Source organism: Aristophania sp. ESL1100 (genome assembly GCF_058511235.1).
The window spans coordinates 676,293-694,070 of the sequence record NZ_CP196394.1 but is presented as its reverse complement, the minus strand read 5'-3'; the positions used below and the strand labels follow the sequence as shown (position 1 = coordinate 694,070).

Annotated in this window: 17 protein-coding genes and 1 tRNA gene; 8 read left to right on the top strand and 10 right to left on the bottom strand. The window is 45.9% G+C overall.

Annotation, left to right across the window (positions count from 1 at the left end; genetic code table 11):
- Positions 1 to 82 precede the first annotated feature (82 nt).
- Positions 83 to 994 carry a LysR family transcriptional regulator gene (locus ACSYSY_RS03420; RefSeq protein WP_491708207.1) on the top strand — a complete coding sequence of 304 codons (912 nt, stop codon included), beginning with the start codon at positions 83 to 85 and terminating at the stop codon, positions 992 to 994.
- Here ACSYSY_RS03420 and ACSYSY_RS03415 read toward each other — a convergent pair.
- On the bottom strand, positions 991 to 1,290 hold the full coding sequence (locus ACSYSY_RS03415) for an HU family DNA-binding protein (RefSeq protein WP_491707908.1): 300 nt from the start codon (positions 1,288 to 1,290) through the stop codon (positions 991 to 993). The two genes, ACSYSY_RS03420 and ACSYSY_RS03415, sit on opposite strands and share 4 nt — an antisense overlap.
- A gap of 649 nt (positions 1,291 to 1,939) precedes the next feature.
- On the opposite strand from ACSYSY_RS03415, the gene ACSYSY_RS03410 reads away from it, so the two are divergent.
- A complete protein-coding gene (locus tag ACSYSY_RS03410; protein WP_491707907.1) occupies positions 1,940 to 3,382 on the top strand; it encodes a carbohydrate porin in 1,443 nt (480 codons plus the stop codon).
- A 115-nt stretch (positions 3,383 to 3,497) separates the two neighbouring features.
- On the opposite strand, the gene ACSYSY_RS03405 is transcribed toward ACSYSY_RS03410, so the two are convergent.
- The gene (locus ACSYSY_RS03405; RefSeq protein WP_491707906.1) at positions 3,498 to 3,953 is read right to left on the bottom strand and encodes a Ros/MucR family transcriptional regulator; all 456 of its coding nucleotides are present in this window, start codon (positions 3,951 to 3,953) and stop codon (positions 3,498 to 3,500) included.
- Between the two features lie 539 nt (positions 3,954 to 4,492).
- On the opposite strand from ACSYSY_RS03405, the gene ACSYSY_RS03400 reads away from it, so the two are divergent.
- Entirely contained in the window at positions 4,493 to 5,344 is an 852-nt protein-coding gene (locus tag ACSYSY_RS03400) for a UdgX family uracil-DNA binding protein (protein ID WP_491707905.1), read from the top strand.
- A 27-nt stretch (positions 5,345 to 5,371) separates the two neighbouring features.
- Entirely contained in the window at positions 5,372 to 7,633 is a 2,262-nt protein-coding gene (locus tag ACSYSY_RS03395; RefSeq protein ID WP_491707904.1) for an FUSC family protein, read from the top strand.
- On the opposite strand, the gene ACSYSY_RS03390 is transcribed toward ACSYSY_RS03395, so the two are convergent.
- Positions 7,607 to 8,269 carry a LabA-like NYN domain-containing protein gene (locus ACSYSY_RS03390; protein WP_491707903.1) on the bottom strand — a complete coding sequence of 221 codons (663 nt, stop codon included), beginning with the start codon at positions 8,267 to 8,269 and terminating at the stop codon, positions 7,607 to 7,609. The two genes, ACSYSY_RS03395 and ACSYSY_RS03390, sit on opposite strands and share 27 nt — an antisense overlap.
- Positions 8,270 to 8,440: 171 nt before the next feature.
- A tRNA-Ser gene (locus ACSYSY_RS03385) sits at positions 8,441 to 8,530 on the bottom strand.
- Positions 8,531 to 8,882: 352 nt separating this feature from the next.
- Here ACSYSY_RS03385 and rplU point away from each other — a divergent pair.
- The 3 genes from rplU to obgE all read left to right on the top strand — a co-directional run bounded on the left by rplU (position 8,883) and on the right by obgE (position 10,631).
- Positions 8,883 to 9,197, top strand: coding sequence for a 50S ribosomal protein L21 (rplU, locus tag ACSYSY_RS03380; protein WP_491707902.1), 315 nt, complete (start codon positions 8,883 to 8,885; stop codon positions 9,195 to 9,197).
- Between the two features lie 54 nt (positions 9,198 to 9,251).
- Positions 9,252 to 9,518, top strand: a complete 267-nt coding sequence (gene rpmA / locus ACSYSY_RS03375) for a 50S ribosomal protein L27 (RefSeq protein WP_491707901.1) — start codon at positions 9,252 to 9,254, stop codon at positions 9,516 to 9,518.
- A 108-nt stretch (positions 9,519 to 9,626) separates the two neighbouring features.
- Entirely contained in the window at positions 9,627 to 10,631 is a 1,005-nt protein-coding gene (gene obgE, locus ACSYSY_RS03370; protein ID WP_491707900.1) for a GTPase ObgE, read from the top strand.
- Positions 10,632 to 10,682: 51 nt separating this feature from the next.
- Here obgE and ACSYSY_RS03365 read toward each other — a convergent pair whose 3' ends face one another.
- The 5 genes from ACSYSY_RS03365 to budA all read right to left on the bottom strand — a co-directional run bounded on the left by ACSYSY_RS03365 (position 10,683) and on the right by budA (position 16,119).
- A complete protein-coding gene (locus tag ACSYSY_RS03365; protein ID WP_491707899.1) occupies positions 10,683 to 11,291 on the bottom strand; it encodes a LutC/YkgG family protein in 609 nt (202 codons plus the stop codon).
- Complete coding sequence (locus ACSYSY_RS03360) at positions 11,291 to 12,715, bottom strand: lactate utilization protein B (RefSeq protein WP_491707898.1); 1,425 nt, start codon at positions 12,713 to 12,715, stop codon at positions 11,291 to 11,293. The genes ACSYSY_RS03365 and ACSYSY_RS03360 overlap by 1 nt, the downstream gene beginning before the upstream one ends.
- On the bottom strand, positions 12,712 to 13,455 hold the full coding sequence (locus tag ACSYSY_RS03355; RefSeq protein ID WP_491707897.1) for a (Fe-S)-binding protein: 744 nt from the start codon (positions 13,453 to 13,455) through the stop codon (positions 12,712 to 12,714). Before ACSYSY_RS03355 ends, ACSYSY_RS03360 begins: the two co-directional genes overlap by 4 nt.
- Before the next feature lie 160 nt (positions 13,456 to 13,615).
- Entirely contained in the window at positions 13,616 to 15,310 is a 1,695-nt protein-coding gene (gene alsS, locus ACSYSY_RS03350; protein ID WP_491707896.1) for an acetolactate synthase AlsS, read from the bottom strand.
- A 59-nt stretch (positions 15,311 to 15,369) separates the two neighbouring features.
- Positions 15,370 to 16,119 carry an acetolactate decarboxylase gene (gene budA / locus ACSYSY_RS03345; protein WP_491707895.1) on the bottom strand — a complete coding sequence of 250 codons (750 nt, stop codon included), beginning with the start codon at positions 16,117 to 16,119 and terminating at the stop codon, positions 15,370 to 15,372.
- Between the two features lie 206 nt (positions 16,120 to 16,325).
- On the opposite strand from budA, the gene ACSYSY_RS03340 reads away from it, so the two are divergent.
- Positions 16,326 to 17,225: a LysR family transcriptional regulator gene (locus ACSYSY_RS03340; RefSeq protein WP_491707894.1), complete on the top strand. Its 900-nt coding sequence runs from the start codon at positions 16,326 to 16,328 to the stop codon at positions 17,223 to 17,225.
- A 101-nt stretch (positions 17,226 to 17,326) separates the two neighbouring features.
- Here the strand turns inward: ACSYSY_RS03340 and ACSYSY_RS03335 are convergent, their stop codons facing one another.
- Entirely contained in the window at positions 17,327 to 17,581 is a 255-nt protein-coding gene (locus ACSYSY_RS03335; protein ID WP_491707893.1) for a DUF2312 domain-containing protein, read from the bottom strand.
- Positions 17,582 to 17,778: the final 197 nt, after the last annotated feature.

Genomic DNA, 17,778 nt, shown 5'->3' with positions numbered 1-17,778 from the left:
CGTATCAGATGGCGCGCCTTGATGGGAATTTATGAGCAAATCTGACGAAAGCTGTTGCGGCAAACTTTACGATGCTCCGACAATGGACTGGGACAAGCTCCGTATTTTTCATACGGTCGCAGAAGCAGGCTCTTTTACCCATGCCGGGGATCGCCTCAAACTCAGCCAATCTGCTGTATCACGGCAGATTTCAGCTTTGGAAGATGTTTTGGGGGTTCCTTTATTTCACCGTCATGCTCGTGGCCTTATTCTGACGGAACAAGGCGAATTGCTGCACAGAACGGCAAAAGAGGTTTTCTCCAAGCTCGCTCTGGCTCAGGCATCCCTCTCTGAGGGGCGGGAACACGCAAAAGGCAAGATAAAGGTCACAACCACAACAGGTTTTGGTCTTTCCTGGCTTATGCCACGCCTGAGGCGTTTTATGAGCAAACACCCTGATGTGACCATTACATTATTGCTTGAAGATAATGATCTTGATCTCAGCATGAGAGAAGCTGACGTTGCCATCAGATTGCACCCCCCTACTCAATCAGACCTGATTCAGCGTCATCTCGCCAGCTTCAGCCTGCCAATTTACGCAGGACGGGGTTATCTGGAACTCCACGGAGAGCCCAGGGAGCTGCACGACCTGGCACAGCACAATCTTATTGGTTTTGCAGGACAACATTTACCGCTCCCCCACGTGAACTGGCTTGTTGAACATCTGCTTGAAGATAAAACCATTACCAAACAGAATGTACGCCTCGCTGTCAGCAATATCTCAGCAATTGGCCATGCCATAGCCACTGATATTGGGATTGGAGTGCTTCCTGAATATACCGCTCAGGCCTACCCTGAGCTGGTACGCATTCTTCCTGAAATTCATTGTCCTAAAATGGATGCTTTTTTTGTCTATCCAGAAGAACTGAAAACATCAAAAAGAATCTCCGTTTTCAGAGATTTTCTTCTTGAAGAATTAAATGGACCGGGTGCTGGCACCCTGTCCTTTCCCTAAACATCACTTACGTCATGTGATAGATTCACTCTTTCCCTTAACTTCTTCCCGGCCTTGAAGTAAGGAACTTTTTTCTCAAAAACAGGAACCTTTTCCCCTGTCCTGGGATTACGCCCTTCATGAGCGGAATGTTTCTTTAAGCCAAAAATACCAAAATTGCGCAATTCCACTCTCCGATCATCATTCAGAGAGTCCGAAATATGCTCCATGACCTTAAGAAAAGAGGCCTCAACTTTACGCGGGTCCATCTCTGGCATCAGACTGATCAACTTTGCGATCAATTCTGCCTTTGTCATATTTGAGTTCCCTTTCTGATCATACAGAGTCTCCCAATAAATCAGAGACTGGAAATACATTCCCGGCAGCCTAACCATAAAATAGATTTTAAACAAAACATTTTTATCTATTCAAATATCACTCTTATGGGTTTTCTTTATCTATCAAGAAAAACAGAGATTACATATTATCTCTCTAAAAGTTACAAAAACATGATAGTGAGACTAACTTATTACGAATTCATGACTTTAAAGGACCATAAAGCTCTTATTTTTCCTTTGCCAGAATCCAGGATTATTATTTTTCAACAATTTTTATAAAATAACGAAATGAGCCCATTATGAATTTTAGCGATAGTGCCTTTCAATTCAATATACATATTAAATAAATATGATTTCATATATTTGTTGTTTTTTATTTCTTTACAAATAGAAAATTAAATAAAAACATACATTATAAAATAATTACAAATGTATATTTTAAACTATTTCAGGTAATAAAATTATAACTTTGCATTTCTATAAATTATCCATAATAAACCTCAGCACACAATCATGTTACAAGCTAAGCTCTTGAAAATCTTAAAAGATATATATTAGGCTCAACTATAATTCGTGGGTCATAATTTATGCCTCTTTATTGATTACTTTCATGAAGTTTGTTTAGGGTATGCGTCATATAGTCCCGAACTTTTTTCTCATTCTAGGTCTTGGCGCAGGCCTGATGATGTTCAGTGGGCAAGTATTCGGCCAGAAAAAAGAGGCTCCGTCCCAGACTGTCGTCACGATCTCAAAAGGTAAAAAGCCTTATAAAGACGTCACACTCGCCCAGATGCTCGGGCTGCAACCTATGTCCGTGCATGATAATATGCCGGACGAGGATCTGGGACATTTCTTCGATCATGATCTTTATGGAAAGCTGCGACGCAAACTTATAAATAAAGGCGTTACGATCGATATTTTCTATTGGCCGGAATATATGGCCAATGTGGGGGGTGGTCTCCGTCGGGAAGGCGTTTACGCCCATGATATTGGCGTTTTGGCGACCTTTGACCTGGAGAAATTACTTGGCTTTAAAAACACCTCCATCGTCATTGCCGGAACGGAACGTGCCGGGCGTTATCATTCCGGAGATGTCTTTGCTGATAATGTCTATAACTCTGCCCAGATTTATGGCGCTGGCGGAAACGTTGCGTTCCATCTGATTTATTTTTATCTGCAAAAAACGTGGCTGAATGAGCGTATACGCTGGATCATTGGTCGTTACGCCACAGGTCTTGATTATGATTCGTCCATGTTACTCTGCAGCTTCAATGGCCTTACAGTGTGTAACCAACCACGTACAGCGACCACAATTAATGGTTATTCATCCTGGCCTACCTCAGCCTGGGGTACGAATATTAAAATTCGTCCAACCAGAGATACATACCTCATCCCTGGTGTCTTCACGTCAGAACCCTTACATGGCGGAACCGCCGGAACCAACTGGTATTCGGCTTCTGGTGTGGCTGTCTATGGAGAAGCCGGTTGGGAGCCTGAATTTGGTGCTGATCGCCTTAATGGCCATTATAAAATCGGCGTAATGTGGGATTCCTCCCCCTTGCCCTATAACTGGGCCTCGCGGGAAACAGGCGTACCGGGCACACGTCATGGCCAGACAATGGCGTGGATCATGATTGACCAGATGATTTTACGACATGGTAAAAATTCCACCTCCGGCCTGCTTCTCATTGGAGGATTTACACATCTGACTTCATCAATATCGATGGTGTCCAACCAATGGTACGCAGGTTTTCTTGATTTTGGCTTAATCCCTTCACGCCCACTGGATGGTTTCGGCGTCGTTTTTTCAAAATTTTATTATGGCAAAAAAGTCGAGGCGGCCTATCAGCCTTTTGCACCGAAAACACTTTCACTATCAACGGTTGATAGCCTGGTACAACAGCGCCCTCTCATGTCGACCCATGAATCGGCTCTGGAAGTTATTTACAGAATTCACGTCACACATGGCATTATATTCACACCTGAATTTCAATATTTATGGCGCCCTGGGGGAACGGGGAAAATTAAGAATGCCCCGATCGTCGGTTTTGATATGCGTGTTTTCTTCTGATTACAAACTCAATCATTCAACCAGAAAAGCAGCTGATATAGTCACTATAAAAAAGGCCCGGAGAAAACCCACCGGGCCTTTTTTTATGAGAACGTTCTAAAAACCGAAAAGCAGATCAGACTTCCCGGCGTCTTCCGTTAGCGCGAGGGTTATCTGAAACTGACCCGATATTACGCCCAAGGCCAATCTCTCTTGCCAGGGCAGAGCGACGTGCGGCATAGTTAGGAGCGACCATAGGGTATTCAGGAGGAAGGCACCATTTCTCACGATATTGCTCTGGTGTCATACCATAAGCACTCTGAAGGTGACGCCGAAGCATTTTCAGCTTCTTTCCATCTTCCAAACAGATAATATAGTCTGGAAACACTGATTTACGAACTGGTACCGCAGGCTGTTGATTTGAGGAAGCGTTGCCTTTTTCCACTTCACTACTTTGGTTATATAATGTTTTATAAACATTACCAATTAAACTACAGAGCTCTTCAAGTGACAAAGAAGATTTTGATAATTTTGCAACAACGATATCGGTTGTCAATTTCAGTAGATGGTTATGTTCAGTCTGATCCGTCATTATAGTAACCTTTGTCTCATAATAATCTCGTTTGATCTGAGGGAGGTATGTAAAATAATTATCCTCTAAAGAAAAGCTTAATTAATAGTTACTTCCCCATAAAATGTTGGTAATAATCAGAAATGAATCTCATCAAGCTTGCGACAGAAAGCGACTTCCAAGGCTGGCGGCATCAAATTCGTCCCTTTTTAGAGCAGCGGATCCCGTTCTCAAAATTAAATTTCACTATCGAAACGTCAGATCAACTCTATAAAAGTAATTACAGATCAAAACTTTCAGAAAATACTTCCTTTTTTTCAATTTCACGCCAGATATCCCACTTAATAGTTGCTGTTTTTTCCTCTGGATCTCCTGATAGATTTAAACTTCTTTATAATCTACTTGAACGACTCAGAGACAATGAAGAAATTAATGAAAAAGAAGATCCTCTCTTTTCCAGATTAATTGCCATCAGTCATAATGCTAAAAAAGACGCCCTGTTATTGAGAGAAAAGCTCTGCTCTGTCCCTATCTCCCAAAAAGCAGTGCTCTCTCTGGATATGGAGACCGCTCTCCTGGATAGTCAGGCTTATGCTCTTTTTTCTTTAAGACCGGATAACTGGTTGATCAAAAATCGGGACCGAATTCTTTGCGCCCATGACAACACATTATTTTTCGCTCCCTCACCACCAGACTCTGCAGAGAGTAACGAGGACGAACTATTTGCTTTTGCCCGGACTCACGGCATCCCGCGTCACGAAAGCCCCTTCTGGCGCTCCATAATGCCTTTTCCCGTAAAACCCACGCCTGATTATATAGAAAAAATACCCTCCCTGCCCCTTCTGAAGGCTTATGCAACTGACTGCCAACTCTGCCCGCTTTGCAGGGCGGCTAATCGAACCGTTACGGGAGAAGGCAATTATGACGCCAGCTTGATGTTCGTCGGGGAACAACCAGGTGACCAGGAAGATCTTCAGGGGCGCCCTTTTGTCGGTCCTGCAGGACAGCTTTTTGACCAGGCTCTGGAAGAATGCGGCATAGACCGGAAAAAAAGCTGGGTCACCAATGCTGTTAAACATTTCCGCTTTACGCCATATGGGAATGGAAAGCGCCTTCACCAGAAACCTGATATGGAACATATTAAAGCCTGTGCTCCGTGGCTTAAAAGAGAAAGAGACCTTTTAAAACCAAAAGTTACGGTCATGATGGGCGTTACTGGCGGGACAGCCATTTTAGGACGTCCAATTACTGTTTCTCGGGAAAGATCAAAATTTTTGACTTTGCAGGACGGCTCTATAGGTCTAGTGACAGTCCATCCGTCTTTTTTACTTCGTCAATCTGACGACTCCCGGGCCAGGGAATATGACCATTTTGTTGCTGACCTTAAACTTGCCTATTCAGCCTTATCATAGCGATTCCTTCATGGGTGGAGCTATCTGATGGCTCTTATTAATGCAGCGATCAGGAGACTGGCCTTTCCGGAGCGGCCACAAACGCCCAAACCATTGCCACTGTCCTGGATATATTGTCCAACACCAGCAGGCTTCATTTTTGCCTTTCGCACAACCATCGCTGCCTGTATTGCTTTGGGAATTTCTCTTTGGATGGAGCTGGATAATCCTGCCTGGGCAGGTATGACCGTTTGGGTTGTGGCCCAGCTTAACCGAGGCGAATCTCTCTCCAAGGCACGCTGGCGTATTGTGGGCACATTTACGGGTGCCTTTGCCTCTATCGTTATTACAGGACTGATTCCACAGTCCCCCTGGCTTTATTATCCAACTATAGCCTTATGGATTGGTGTCTGTAGCGGCTTTGCAACCTTTTGCAGTAATTTCCGTTCATATGCCTTTGTTCTGGCAGGATATACCTGCGCGATTATTTGTATGGATGCCTCTCCAGACGGAAACAGACTTTTCATGGCTGCTGTTGCCCGTACAAGCTACATTATCCTGGGTGTAACGTGCGAGACAGTCGTTGCAACGATCTTTTCCACAGATCAGGAACAGCATGCCCATCTTAAAATAAAGCAGAAACTGGAAACGGCTTTAATTCTCGTTTCAGAAACATTGAAACATATTCTGAGCCGGGACCGTACTGCCCTGAATTCGGCACGAAAACAATTTGGCACTGTTTTAAAGCTGAATGATGAAATCGAGTTTGCTGAAGTCGAAATGAGAGCCTATGGCCATGAAGGGGATCATGCCCGCGCCGCTCTTGCGTCTCTTTCAGCTTTATTGGCACGTGGGTTCGGGATGGCCACCCGGTTACAGCTTCTCACAAATACGCATCAGGAATTTGAGGTTATTACCCAGGAGGTTGTCAAATTTCTGGAAAGCTTTTCCAAACGCCTGACACAGGAAGATGAAATCCCTCTTCTTCTCGAAGATCTTCTGCATTTACGAGACACGTGCCGACAATATGCTTCCCCTCTACGTGTCTCCATCGATTCCTCTTATAGCGGCCCGGCCGTATTGACCATGTCTGATTTCGAGCGCCTCTCCCAGGAAGAAGGCGCGGAAATTACGACTCCTGAGCTTGATGAACGCGTCCTCTTTATCTCTATGGGAGAGTTATTGGGGGACCTTGAACAGGCCGTAACGCAGTTCCATGCCAGTATGCACCCTGTGTTCGGCGACCATTTTCGGTTTAACCGGCAAGTTTCCCATGATGTTAAAATTGCCTGCAATAACGGCATAAGAACTGGATTGGCCGTCATTATCGCAGCTCTTATCTATGAAGTGACCGCATGGCCAAATGGCACCACCTTTATCAGCATGGTTTGTGTCATATGCGGCCTTTATGCAACCCAGGAAAACCCGGTCCTGGGTACAACAAGCTTTCTCAAAGGGATGTTCTTTGCATGGGTCGTCGCCTGGTTTCTGGTTTTTGGCCTGATGCCTATGGTCAAAACCTATGAGCCTCTTGCTCTTATCCTCGGGGGAGCCATGTTCATAGGGGGGCTGGCAAAAAGTAATCCCCCTACGGCTAAAGCAGCGGCATCCTATACGCTTCTCATGCCGCTCATGCTTGGTCTGGATAATCAGATCGTTATGGATGAGGTTGCCTATCATAACGTCAATCTGGCCATAATGATGTCTGGCGTTGTCAGTGTTGTTGTTTTCCGAAGTGTTCTGCCTTTTGACCGGGATGCTGAACGCTTCAGAATACGTAAAATGATGCTTAAAGAATTACGATCTCTGACTGATATCAAATTTATTCCACGCGTTGGAACTTGGATCAGCCATAATACAGACCGTTTCTCACGCCTTATTTCTCACTCTGATCCTGCAGGCTCACCATTAACGGAAGCGGCTATTCAGGGAACATTGGCAACATTAACACTTGGATTAAATATTATCCGCCTTCGCGCTTTGATGGACCGCGAATACCTGCCTGAAAGTGCCAGACGCCCTATTCTGCTGGTGTTACATTATATTGAACGTTCAACGAAACGCCATGCACGCGCTGCCCGCGTTGCCCGTGCCGCTGTCAGAAGATTAAGAGAACTGGATACACCGGAACACGACATCATTACGCGTCTCGAGTTAACAAGAGCCCTGACCTATCTTGTCGTCATCGCTCATACACTTAAAACAAACACGAACTTCCTTGATGAGAGCAGACCGTTTGTTGGTGAAGGCCCCCGCCCGATGCCGAAGACACACCGTAAATGGTCATTCTTTTTCAAAAAGAAGTCTTAAATCATCCAGATCAAGGAAATTATCCGCCTGACGTCTTACTTCATCAGCAACAACAGGGGGGTAAGTACGGGCCGTTGAGATGACCGTTACCTCTTTTCCGTTTTTTTGCAGCTGTTCAATCAGCATACGGAAATCGCCATCACCTGATACCAGGACAATATGATCAGCATGACGGCAATATTCGAGCGCATAAATCGTCAGTTCAACATCAACATTACCTTTAATACGCCGGAAAGTTTCTGTTGAATTACGCGAGGATGCCTCTCCAATCATATCTGTATCATCAATGACCTCAGCGTTATCCATCATATCAAAATTAAAATGACCTTTGGTTTCCTTACGGATAACCCGATAGCCATTATATTCGAGAAAAGAGATGAAACCGCCTCTTTTATAATCATTAGGAATATATGAGATAAAACAATAAACCCCTCTCAGATTTGCCACCTCCTGAAAATCATGGAGAAATCTTTCATAATCAAACCTGAAACGCAGTTTTTTGAGGGCGAACTCGAGATTAGCGTGATCTATCAGGATGGTCACACGTCCTTTAGAAAACAACCGAGACAGTTCACTTCGCAAAAACTCACGCTGCTTATCAAACTGTTCTTCTGAAAGTTCATAATCAGGATGCATAACTCAATCCTTATATATTTTTGTGTACCGAATCGAAAACAAACTCTATCGCCTGCCTTTAAAGAAAACTGGAATAAACTATCCTCGTTTTACCTAATTAACTACTTAACACGTCAAATAATTAATTGGCAGAGCATAAAAAATAAGAGAAAGTCTCTAATTACGTTTTCATGGCGGAGAGGGTGGGATTCGAACCCACGGTACGCTTGCACGCACAACGGTTTTCGAGACCGTCCCAATCGACCACTCTGGCACCTCTCCTGATGTAAAAGACAATTACTACAAACAATTACGTTATAAAATTGCCTTTCTCCCGCTTATGACGATTTTTCATCGTGTATGCAAGAGAGAATTCCCGAAACTTGTCATTTCTAAACATTTGTTAACTAAACAACAAAATTACCTTAATAAAACCATATTAATACTAATAGATTCGTAATGAGCCTTGACGTCTGAGCAGGAAATTTCTATACATCATCCTGCCTGTTTTTCTGTTCTTTTAAGGGAGCACGGAAAATCAAGGCCAACGACAAAAAGCGCAGTGGAAGGCTTACCCAATCCATGACGGATCTGGTAGCGGCCTTCGGACTACGGTTATTAGAGAGAATTTTGCATGTTTGCAGTCATCCGCACAGGCGGAAAACAGTATCGCGTCACAAAAGACGCTGTCCTCAAGGTTGAAAAGCTTGATGCACAGCCTGGTAGCACTGTCACATTTTCTGACGTGCTGATGGTCGGTAGCGAAGGTAATCTTCAGGTTGGAGCTCCTACAGTTGCCGGTGCTTCTGTTACAGCAGAAGTCATTGCACAGGATCGTCTGGCCAAGGTGATTATTTTCAAAAAACGTCGTCGCCAGAACAGCCGTCGCAAAAATGGCCACCGCCAGCCTGTGACCGTATTACGTATTACGGCAGTTAACGCCGCCTAAGCGGCTCCTGATTCTCAAGGCACCGTTTAAAGACCATTTTAAGGAGAGACCAGAATGGCACAAAAAAAGGCAGGCGGATCCAGTCGTAACGGACGCGATAGCGCTGGGCGTCGTTTAGGCGTGAAAAAATTTGGTGGTCAGCACGTTCTTGCTGGCAATATCATTGTACGTCAGCGTGGCACAAAAGTTCATGCTGGTGAAAATGTTGGTGTGGGCCGCGACCATACACTTTTTGCCCTGGTTGAAGGCCATGTTAAATTCCAGCGCCGCGCTCAGGGTAAGGTTCATGTCTCTGTTGCTCTTGCAGCAGCTGCTGAATAATCCGAGCTCCAACGCTTAGATACCGTGTTGTCAGGGGGAAATTTCCTGTAAAAGGGAATTTCCCCCTTTCTCATATCTCCCCTCCTCGCTTCAACTGCGATAAGACTTATGAAATTTCTTGATCAAGCTAAAATTTATGTCCGCTCTGGCGATGGAGGCGATGGCGTTATAGCCTTCCGGCGTGAAAAATATATTGAATTTGGCGGTCCGGATGGCGGAGATGGCGGCCGTGGTGGGCATATTTATTTCCGGGCTGTTCCCAGTCTGAATACATTAATTGACTTTCGCTATACACAGCACTTCCGCGCACGAAAAGGCGGAAATGGTGCAGGTTCAAACCGCACAGGTGCTGCTGCGCAGGATATCATTATCGATGTCCCCATCGGCACGCAGATCCTTGATGAAGACCGTGAAACACTTGTGGCCGATCTGGATGAAGAAGGTAAAATGATCCTTCTTTGCCGAGGGGGCGATGGTGGCCATGGTAACAGCCATTATAAAAGCAGCACAAATCGTGCGCCCCGCCGGGCCGATAAAGGCTATCCAGGTGAAGAGCGTTGGATCTGGTTGCGCCTGAAACTTATTGCCGATGTCGGGCTGCTTGGGTTGCCAAATGCCGGGAAATCCACATTCCTCTCTATCGTCTCCCGGGCAAAGCCAAAAATAGCAGACTATCCCTTTACGACCCTTCATCCCCAGCTTGGTGTTGTGCGCCTTAATAATAGTGAAGAGTTTGTCATTGCTGACATTCCTGGTCTTATTGAAGGTGCTAGTGAGGGATTAGGACTTGGGGATCGTTTCCTGGGGCACGTTGAACGTTGCGCTGTACTGTTGCACCTTGTGGATGGCACACAAACAGATCCCGCAGCAAACTGGGCTATGATTCGCCGAGAACTGGAAGCTTACGATCCTGATCTGGCTGTTAAGCCGGAAATTATTGTGCTTAATAAGTGCGACGCGTTAAGCGAAGAAGAGATTGAAGAGAAAAAAGCCGCTCTGACAAAAGCTTCAGGTCAGGAAATACATCTCCTTTCCTCTGTCAGCAGGAAAGGCCTTGATGAGCTGTTGAGGCTGCTTCAGGATCGCGTAAATTTCAACAAAAACAATCCGTAAATAAAAAGCCTCTTTTATCCATTTAAAAGATAAAAGAGGCTTTTAAATATCTTAATCTGTCCAGATAACTGTCAGACTTCTCACACCCTGCGCACCGCGTACCAGCACGCCCTGAATGTCAGCTGTGGCAGAGGGTCCACTCATCAAAACGCCATATCCAGCCGTCTTGAACTCATTGCGTTCCTGATAAGCCGTATGCATATTTGCGGTCAGGGCCGTTCTGGAAAGCAGCACGATCAGATGCTGAGCCAGATGCACATCAGCCAGATGGTCCTTAAGTTCCACCTCACTCAGGAAGATCGATCCCATTTCAGAAATTCCGAAAGGAGAGCGGACGACCATAACATCGACCTTGTCTGCTTCCTGCAACGTTTTTAAATCGGTAATTTTCATCGTGCCCTGAAAATCATCGATTGCAGAACAGATGGAATTTGCCTTGGGAAATTTACGACGAATTGTCGCTTCGAGGGTTTCGCCTTCCTCTGGTGTCCAGACATCACCACCCAGCAGACAGAGAGCCTCTTCAAAACGTTTTACTGAACGATCCATATCACCCAAAGTCACAACATCCGGCAATGGATAATGCTCAGCACGAGGAGCACGCTTCTCTCTCAATTTGGCCAGGATTGTATCTCTGGCAGATAGTTCCTGCGTTGCCATTATGCCTGCCCTCCTGTCTGGGAATTCTTGTTATCTTTCCCGGACTGATTTAAGCGGTTTTTACGATACCAGTGGTTAAATGTCTCTGAAACCGGATGAGGCAGTTCCCTATGTTTCCCCCACTGGTTGAACGCATTATAGAGTACGAAGCGTGGCATCGTTTTCAAGGCAACATTTGTCCCTGAAATAGCCGCTCTGTACATACGGGGGCTTGCAAGAAGCTTTCCGGCCATTTTCATGATTTCCTTTTTCACAAAAGGAATTTCATTTTCTTCAGCCAGCACACGCCGCCATTGGAAAAGCTGTTCGTGAATATTAATCTTCACCGGGCAGACATTGCTGCAACTTCCGTTCAATGTCGAAGCAAAAGGAAGTGTGCTGTATTTCTCCTTATTAAAGGTAGGATCAATAATCGCACCAATCGGCCCTGAATAAACAGCATTATAGGACTGACCACCTGAGCGCCTGTAAACCGGACAGGTATTCATACAGGCACCACAACGGATACATTTAAGCGATGACCAGAAATCCCCCATCGCCAGACGATCGGAACGACCATTATCGACCAGGATAATATGCATCTCGCAGCCTTTTCTAGGCTTACGGAAATGCGTCGTATATTGCGTGATGGGAGAACCAAGCGCACTGCGAGAAAGCAGGCGGATAAACACGCCGAGGTCAGACATACGCGGCAGCAGGCGCTCAATCCCCAAAGTCGCAATATGGAGGCCTGAGACATTCGCGCTTAAATCCGCATTTCCTTCATTTGTGCAGACGACAAAAGTCCCCGTCTCGGCAATCAGGAAATTCCCGCCCGTCATTCCCGCATCAGCGCCAAGAATAATCGGCCTGGCCGCCTGCCTCTGAGCTTCTGCCAGAGAATGCGCATCATGATCATTGGGATCGGTATGGTAATGTTTCGCGAAAAGAGCCGCCACATCTTCCGTCAGTTTCTGGACAGCCGGCAACACAACATGGCTTGGCAGCTGATCATCAAGCTGCTGAATCCGCTCACCCAGGTCAGTTTCGGTAACGGTGACGCCACGCGGTTCAAGATATTCCCGCATTTCACATTCATCAGTGATCATGGACTTGCTTTTGATCAATGATTTCGCTTTATGCGCTTCTAATATCTCACCAACGATGCGGTTATGTTCCTTGCCATCCCGCGCCCAGTGAACATGAATCCCATTCGCCTTGGCGTTACGTTCAAACTGTTCCAGATATTCCGGCAGATTAGCAAGCGTATGCTCTTTGATTTCTGACGCTTTCTGACGTAATTCCTGCCATTCAGGCAGAATATGCATCTGGTGATCGCGTTTTTGACGGATGTCCCACAGACGCTCATCATGAAAATGCAGATGGGCTGTTTCTTTCAGAAATTCAGCGCCCTGTTTGGCATGTTGAACAGGTTTGTTGCTCATGCTCGTGCTCCGTTCAAAATCTCTGCAATATGGATAAATTTGATCGGTACATTATTACGTTCAGCACATCCCTGCTGGTGCATCATGCAGGATGTATCAGCTGACACAATATATTCAGCACCGGCAGAACTATGATCGGTGACCTTATCAAGGCCCATTTTTGCTGAGATAGCCTCTTCGGTTACGGAATAGGTCCCACCAAAACCGCAACATTCGTCCGGGCGCTGTGGCTGGGCAAAGCTGATTCCCTTTACCGCAGAGAGCAGAGCTTTAGGTTTTGAGAAAAAAGGCTCTCCAAGCTCTGACATACTGGCGGTGCGCAAAGCCCGTAACGTGGCACAACTATTATGAATCCCCACTTTATGAGGAAATTCTGCCCATGGGAACTCACGCACCTTGAGCACATCATGGATAAACTCAACAAGCTCATATGTATTCTGACGCACATGCTTCACAGCAGCTGTCTGCTCAAGTGCATCAAAATTATCACGGATATTATGAACGCAGCTTCCTGTCGGAGCAACGATCACATCATAATCAGCAAAATTTTTAACAAATAACTCTTCCGTCTCTTTGGCATCCTTGTTACAGCCTGAATTGACCATGGGCTGCCCACAACAAGTCTGGTCCAGAGGGTATTCAACCGTCTGTCCCAGCTTCTCAAGGAGTTCCAGAGTAGCAATCGCCGTTTTTGGATAAAACGCATCCATATAACAGGGAATAAACAAACCTATTTTCACGTTTAATCACTCCAAAAGAGTATTTTGACGCATTAAAAAACAAAATACTCAACGATTAAAAATTTTTGTATCCGTAACTATTTATCATTTTTATAATAATAAACAGACGGATACAAATAGCAATTATGTTACTTTAACAGAATTTTCTTAACAATATTTATCAAGCTGAAGCGTTAGGGGATCCTCCTAATGCCGCAAGTGGTGCAAGAAGCTTATGATTATCTGTATAATCAACAGATATTGCAATCACAACAGGTCCTTCTGTTTCCATGGCTTCAGAAAGAGACTGTTTCAGCTCCTCAACCGACGTCACATTAACGCCTTTCGCCCCAAAGGACTGGGCATAAAGAGCGAAGTCAATGTCACCAAACGCAACAGCTGCCTCACGTCCATATTTTTTCTCTTCCTGGATTTTAACCATATTATAATGGTGGTCCACCCAGATCAGATGAATAATATTGGACTTCAGACGCACGGCCGTCTCAAGGTCCATTGATGACATCATAAAGCCGCCATCACCGGAGATGGAAATGACTTTCTGCGCGGGGTTCACAAGGCTGGCAGCCATGGCCCAGGGTAACCCTACCCCCATGGTCTGTTGACCGTTTGTCATGAGAATTTGCCGAGCTCTGAAAGCGTGAAGATAACGCGCCAGCCAGATATGGAACGACCCCATATCAAGGCAAAGCGTAATATCCTGCTGAATAAAAGCTTCAAGAGTTTTGACAATCTCGAGAGGATGCAGCATCCCTTTACGGTGACTTTTTGCAACGGCAAAACTATGTTTTAAATCAGTCCGGTAATCTTCAAGAATTTTGGACAGATCCGCTGTAAGCCCGATTTTCCCAACTTTACGCTTCAAATGGGAAAGTGTCTGAGCAATATCGCCAATCAATTCGCATGTTGGCGCATAGGCATTATCGATCTGGGCAGGAACGACATCGATATTGATAAGCGGACGGCTTGCTTTCAGATTCCATAAAATCGGGTCATATTCGATCGGATTATAGCCAATCGCGAGAACCAGATCCGCTTCGTTAAGAAGGTGATCACCATGCTGGTTATGAAACAGCCCGACGCGCCCACCAAATTGTGGTAACAAATCATGAGAAATGGCACCGGCAGCCTGATATGAACCAACAACGGCCAGGCCCGTATGGGATACAAATTGCCTCACTGCTTCAGCAGTCTCTGGTGTGCTGGCGAGCATACCAAGCAGGATAACAGGCTTCTTTGCCTTTTTCAGTTCCTCAGCGGCTTCATTAATATAATCCTCCGGTGCAGGACCACTTTTCGGCGCTGTGCAATTTGTCAACACGCCATAGGGAGCCGGCAGATTCAGCACATCCATCGGCACACTGACAAACGAAGCACCAGGCCGGCCTGATTCGGCTGTACGGAGGGCATTGGTGACAATTTCAGAGGTTGCGGCCGGCGCACCAATCTCTGCACTATATTTTGTGACCGGACGGAGCATACTGACTGTGTCCATGCTCTGATGAGTAAGCTTCACCAGGTCAGCGCGTCCCACGGCCCCGCCGATCGCCAGCATGGGATCCCCCTCGGACGTTGCTGTCGCCAGACCTGTTGTCAGATTGGAGACACCCGGTCCTGACGTTACCAATGCAACACCCGCCTTGCCCGTAATACGCCCGATTCCTGCGGCCATAAAAGCGGCATTCTGTTCATGACGAACAGCAATCGTCTCGATCGAAGAATCTTCCAGTGCTTCAAATAAACGGTCAATTTTAGCACCCGGAATACCAAATACATGCTTGGTTCCGTGGGCTTCAAGATTACGCACAATCAGCTCAGCCGTAATCTGCTCAGTCGGAGCTTTCTGTTTCTGTGTCATGATATCCTTGGGAAATATTTTAAATCTGAAAAAGGGAAATAACGGTTTCCCGAGCGCACTTATCCGCCTTCAGCGACCCTGATTGAATCGCTCAATCCTTCAGGAGAAAGGTCAGCCTCTGCAAACTCTTTCGTGCGGGGAAGCTCTATTTCCAGATCTGAAATACTTGCGACTTCCAGCTTCCCGCGTTTTACCACGTAATCTGTCACGTGGCCGCCATGTTTGGCATCATCGCTCAATATATGAAGGTGATAGCCCGCAACATTGACGCCCTGCATAAAGTGCGGCGTACGGAATCCGAGCATCTGCCCTGATATATTATTCATCGTGAATGTCGGCTGGCGGGCGACGACATCAAGCATATGAGGATATGGCCTGCACTGACAGAAGACAGTACGCGTATCCACAACCTCAAACTCCCCTGTAAAACGGATCGCCCCAAAAAGATTCTGGTTACCGATCAGGCCGTCAACAATAGCCTCGAACTCTTCCTTGTTATGAGGTTTATCGAGTTCAATAATCTTTTCAGGCTCAAAAAATGTCACGCAGGCAAATGGCGTTTTCAAACCACCATGAGCCTCTGAAGCGATTCCTTCGGCCCGAAACTGTTTTACGACGCCGCCTGCAACAATCATCTCTCCGTCCAGGGCGTTAAACGTCCCCAGTCCGAAATCACCATGTTGCAACAAATCATCAAGCGTCGTCTCGCCATCATAAACAGCGTCCAGCAAAGCGGACATTGTTGATGTCTGATAAAGGCAATTGGTCTTGCGAGACAGTGTTGTCTTCTTATCCAACGGTTTGGTCATATACCCTCCCATTCCCGACTATGGGGAGGAAGATATTACGCCTTTAAACGTATTTCAAATATATAGTTTAAACTATATTCATACATTATGTATATGCTATCCAGATCCATATAAAAAATATATGCTTTTAACTCATTCAGAAAATTTTATTACTACAACGCACATCCAGCGAAATTCACGAGATAGATAAATCGGGATAAATGAATATGGATATCAGACATTTCCAATATTTTACCGCTGTTGCTGACGCAGGAAGTATCACTCTTGCGGCGAAAAATCTCTCAATGGAGCAGCCCCCTCTCAGCCAGCAATTGCGCAAAATGGAAGAGACTCTGGGCGTCACGCTGTTTATCCGCCAGACACGGGGTGTCACACTGACGGAATCTGGACAGATGCTTCTGCCCCAGGCACGCCTTATCCTTGAGCTTAAGCAACAATTTATCGAAAACGCTCAGAGTCTTGCTGAAGGCAAAAAAGGGCGCCTGCGGATCGGATTGGCTGGTTCTGTTCCTCTCCTGCCGGCCATTCCTTTTGCTATCCGGCAATTCAGGCATTTATCGCCCGATGTTGTTCTTTCTCTGGAGGAAAGTAATACGCCCGCTTTATGTGCCTCTCTACTTAATTACCAGCTTGATATTGCGGTTGTACGACCTCCCGTCACAGATCCTGACCTGATTGCGGTCATTCCCCTGCTTCAGGAACCCACTCTGGTGGCTCTTCCAACCGGCCACCCTCTTTCAGGCAAGACGAAAATCCGCCTCAATGAAATAGAGGACGACCCGCTTATCATTTTCCCACGGGAATTAGGGCCAGGATTTTATGATTCTATTTTGGCAGCCTACCAACATGCCGGTGCGACCCCTCCTTTAGGACAACAAGCCCCACAGATTGCCGGCACAATCCCTCTTGTTGCAGCCGGACTGGGCGTTTCTGTCGTTCCTGAATCGCTCAGGCAGCTCCATACAGAGGGCATTACTTATCACGAGATTGAAGAGCCTGCCCCCTATTCCAACCTTGCCATTGCCATGCGTAAATCCTCAAACCGACCGCTGATGCACCATTTCAGTGAGTTGCTCCAAAAGGTTTTCCAGGATTCAGCGGCCTGATTTCAGCAATGCATAATGATCTGATAAAAAAAGCTCTATTGGCGAGAATCCTGCCGCCAACAGAGCTTTCAAAAGACAGATTGTTTTAAAAAATTATTTATTTACATCCCCAGGGCACGACGATAAATGTCCAGAAGAGTCTCCTGCTCTTCAACCTCTGCCGGTTCCTGTTTACGCAACCTGATAATCTGTTTAATGACTTTCACATCAAAGCCGGCTGACTTCGCTTCAGCAAAGATATCCCTTATATCACCGCCCAGAGCCTTGCGTTCTTCCTCAAGCCTCTCAACACGTTCGATGATAGAACGTAAGCGATCAGCGGCAATGCCCCCTGTGATTGCAGTTTCTGACTCCATCAGCCTTTGATCCTCTTTCTTTTTACGATTCCGTAGTACCGTGTTGCGGCTTATCGTGTCCCTGTGGTCTGGTCAATAAATCTACCTCTTTCAAGGAAAAAAAACATCTTTTTCTCATTGGTAAGACCCAAAAAATGACCGACAAAACGCTCCTCTCCCACTCTGTAAAGTAAAAGTTTTTTGAACAGCTCTCTTCC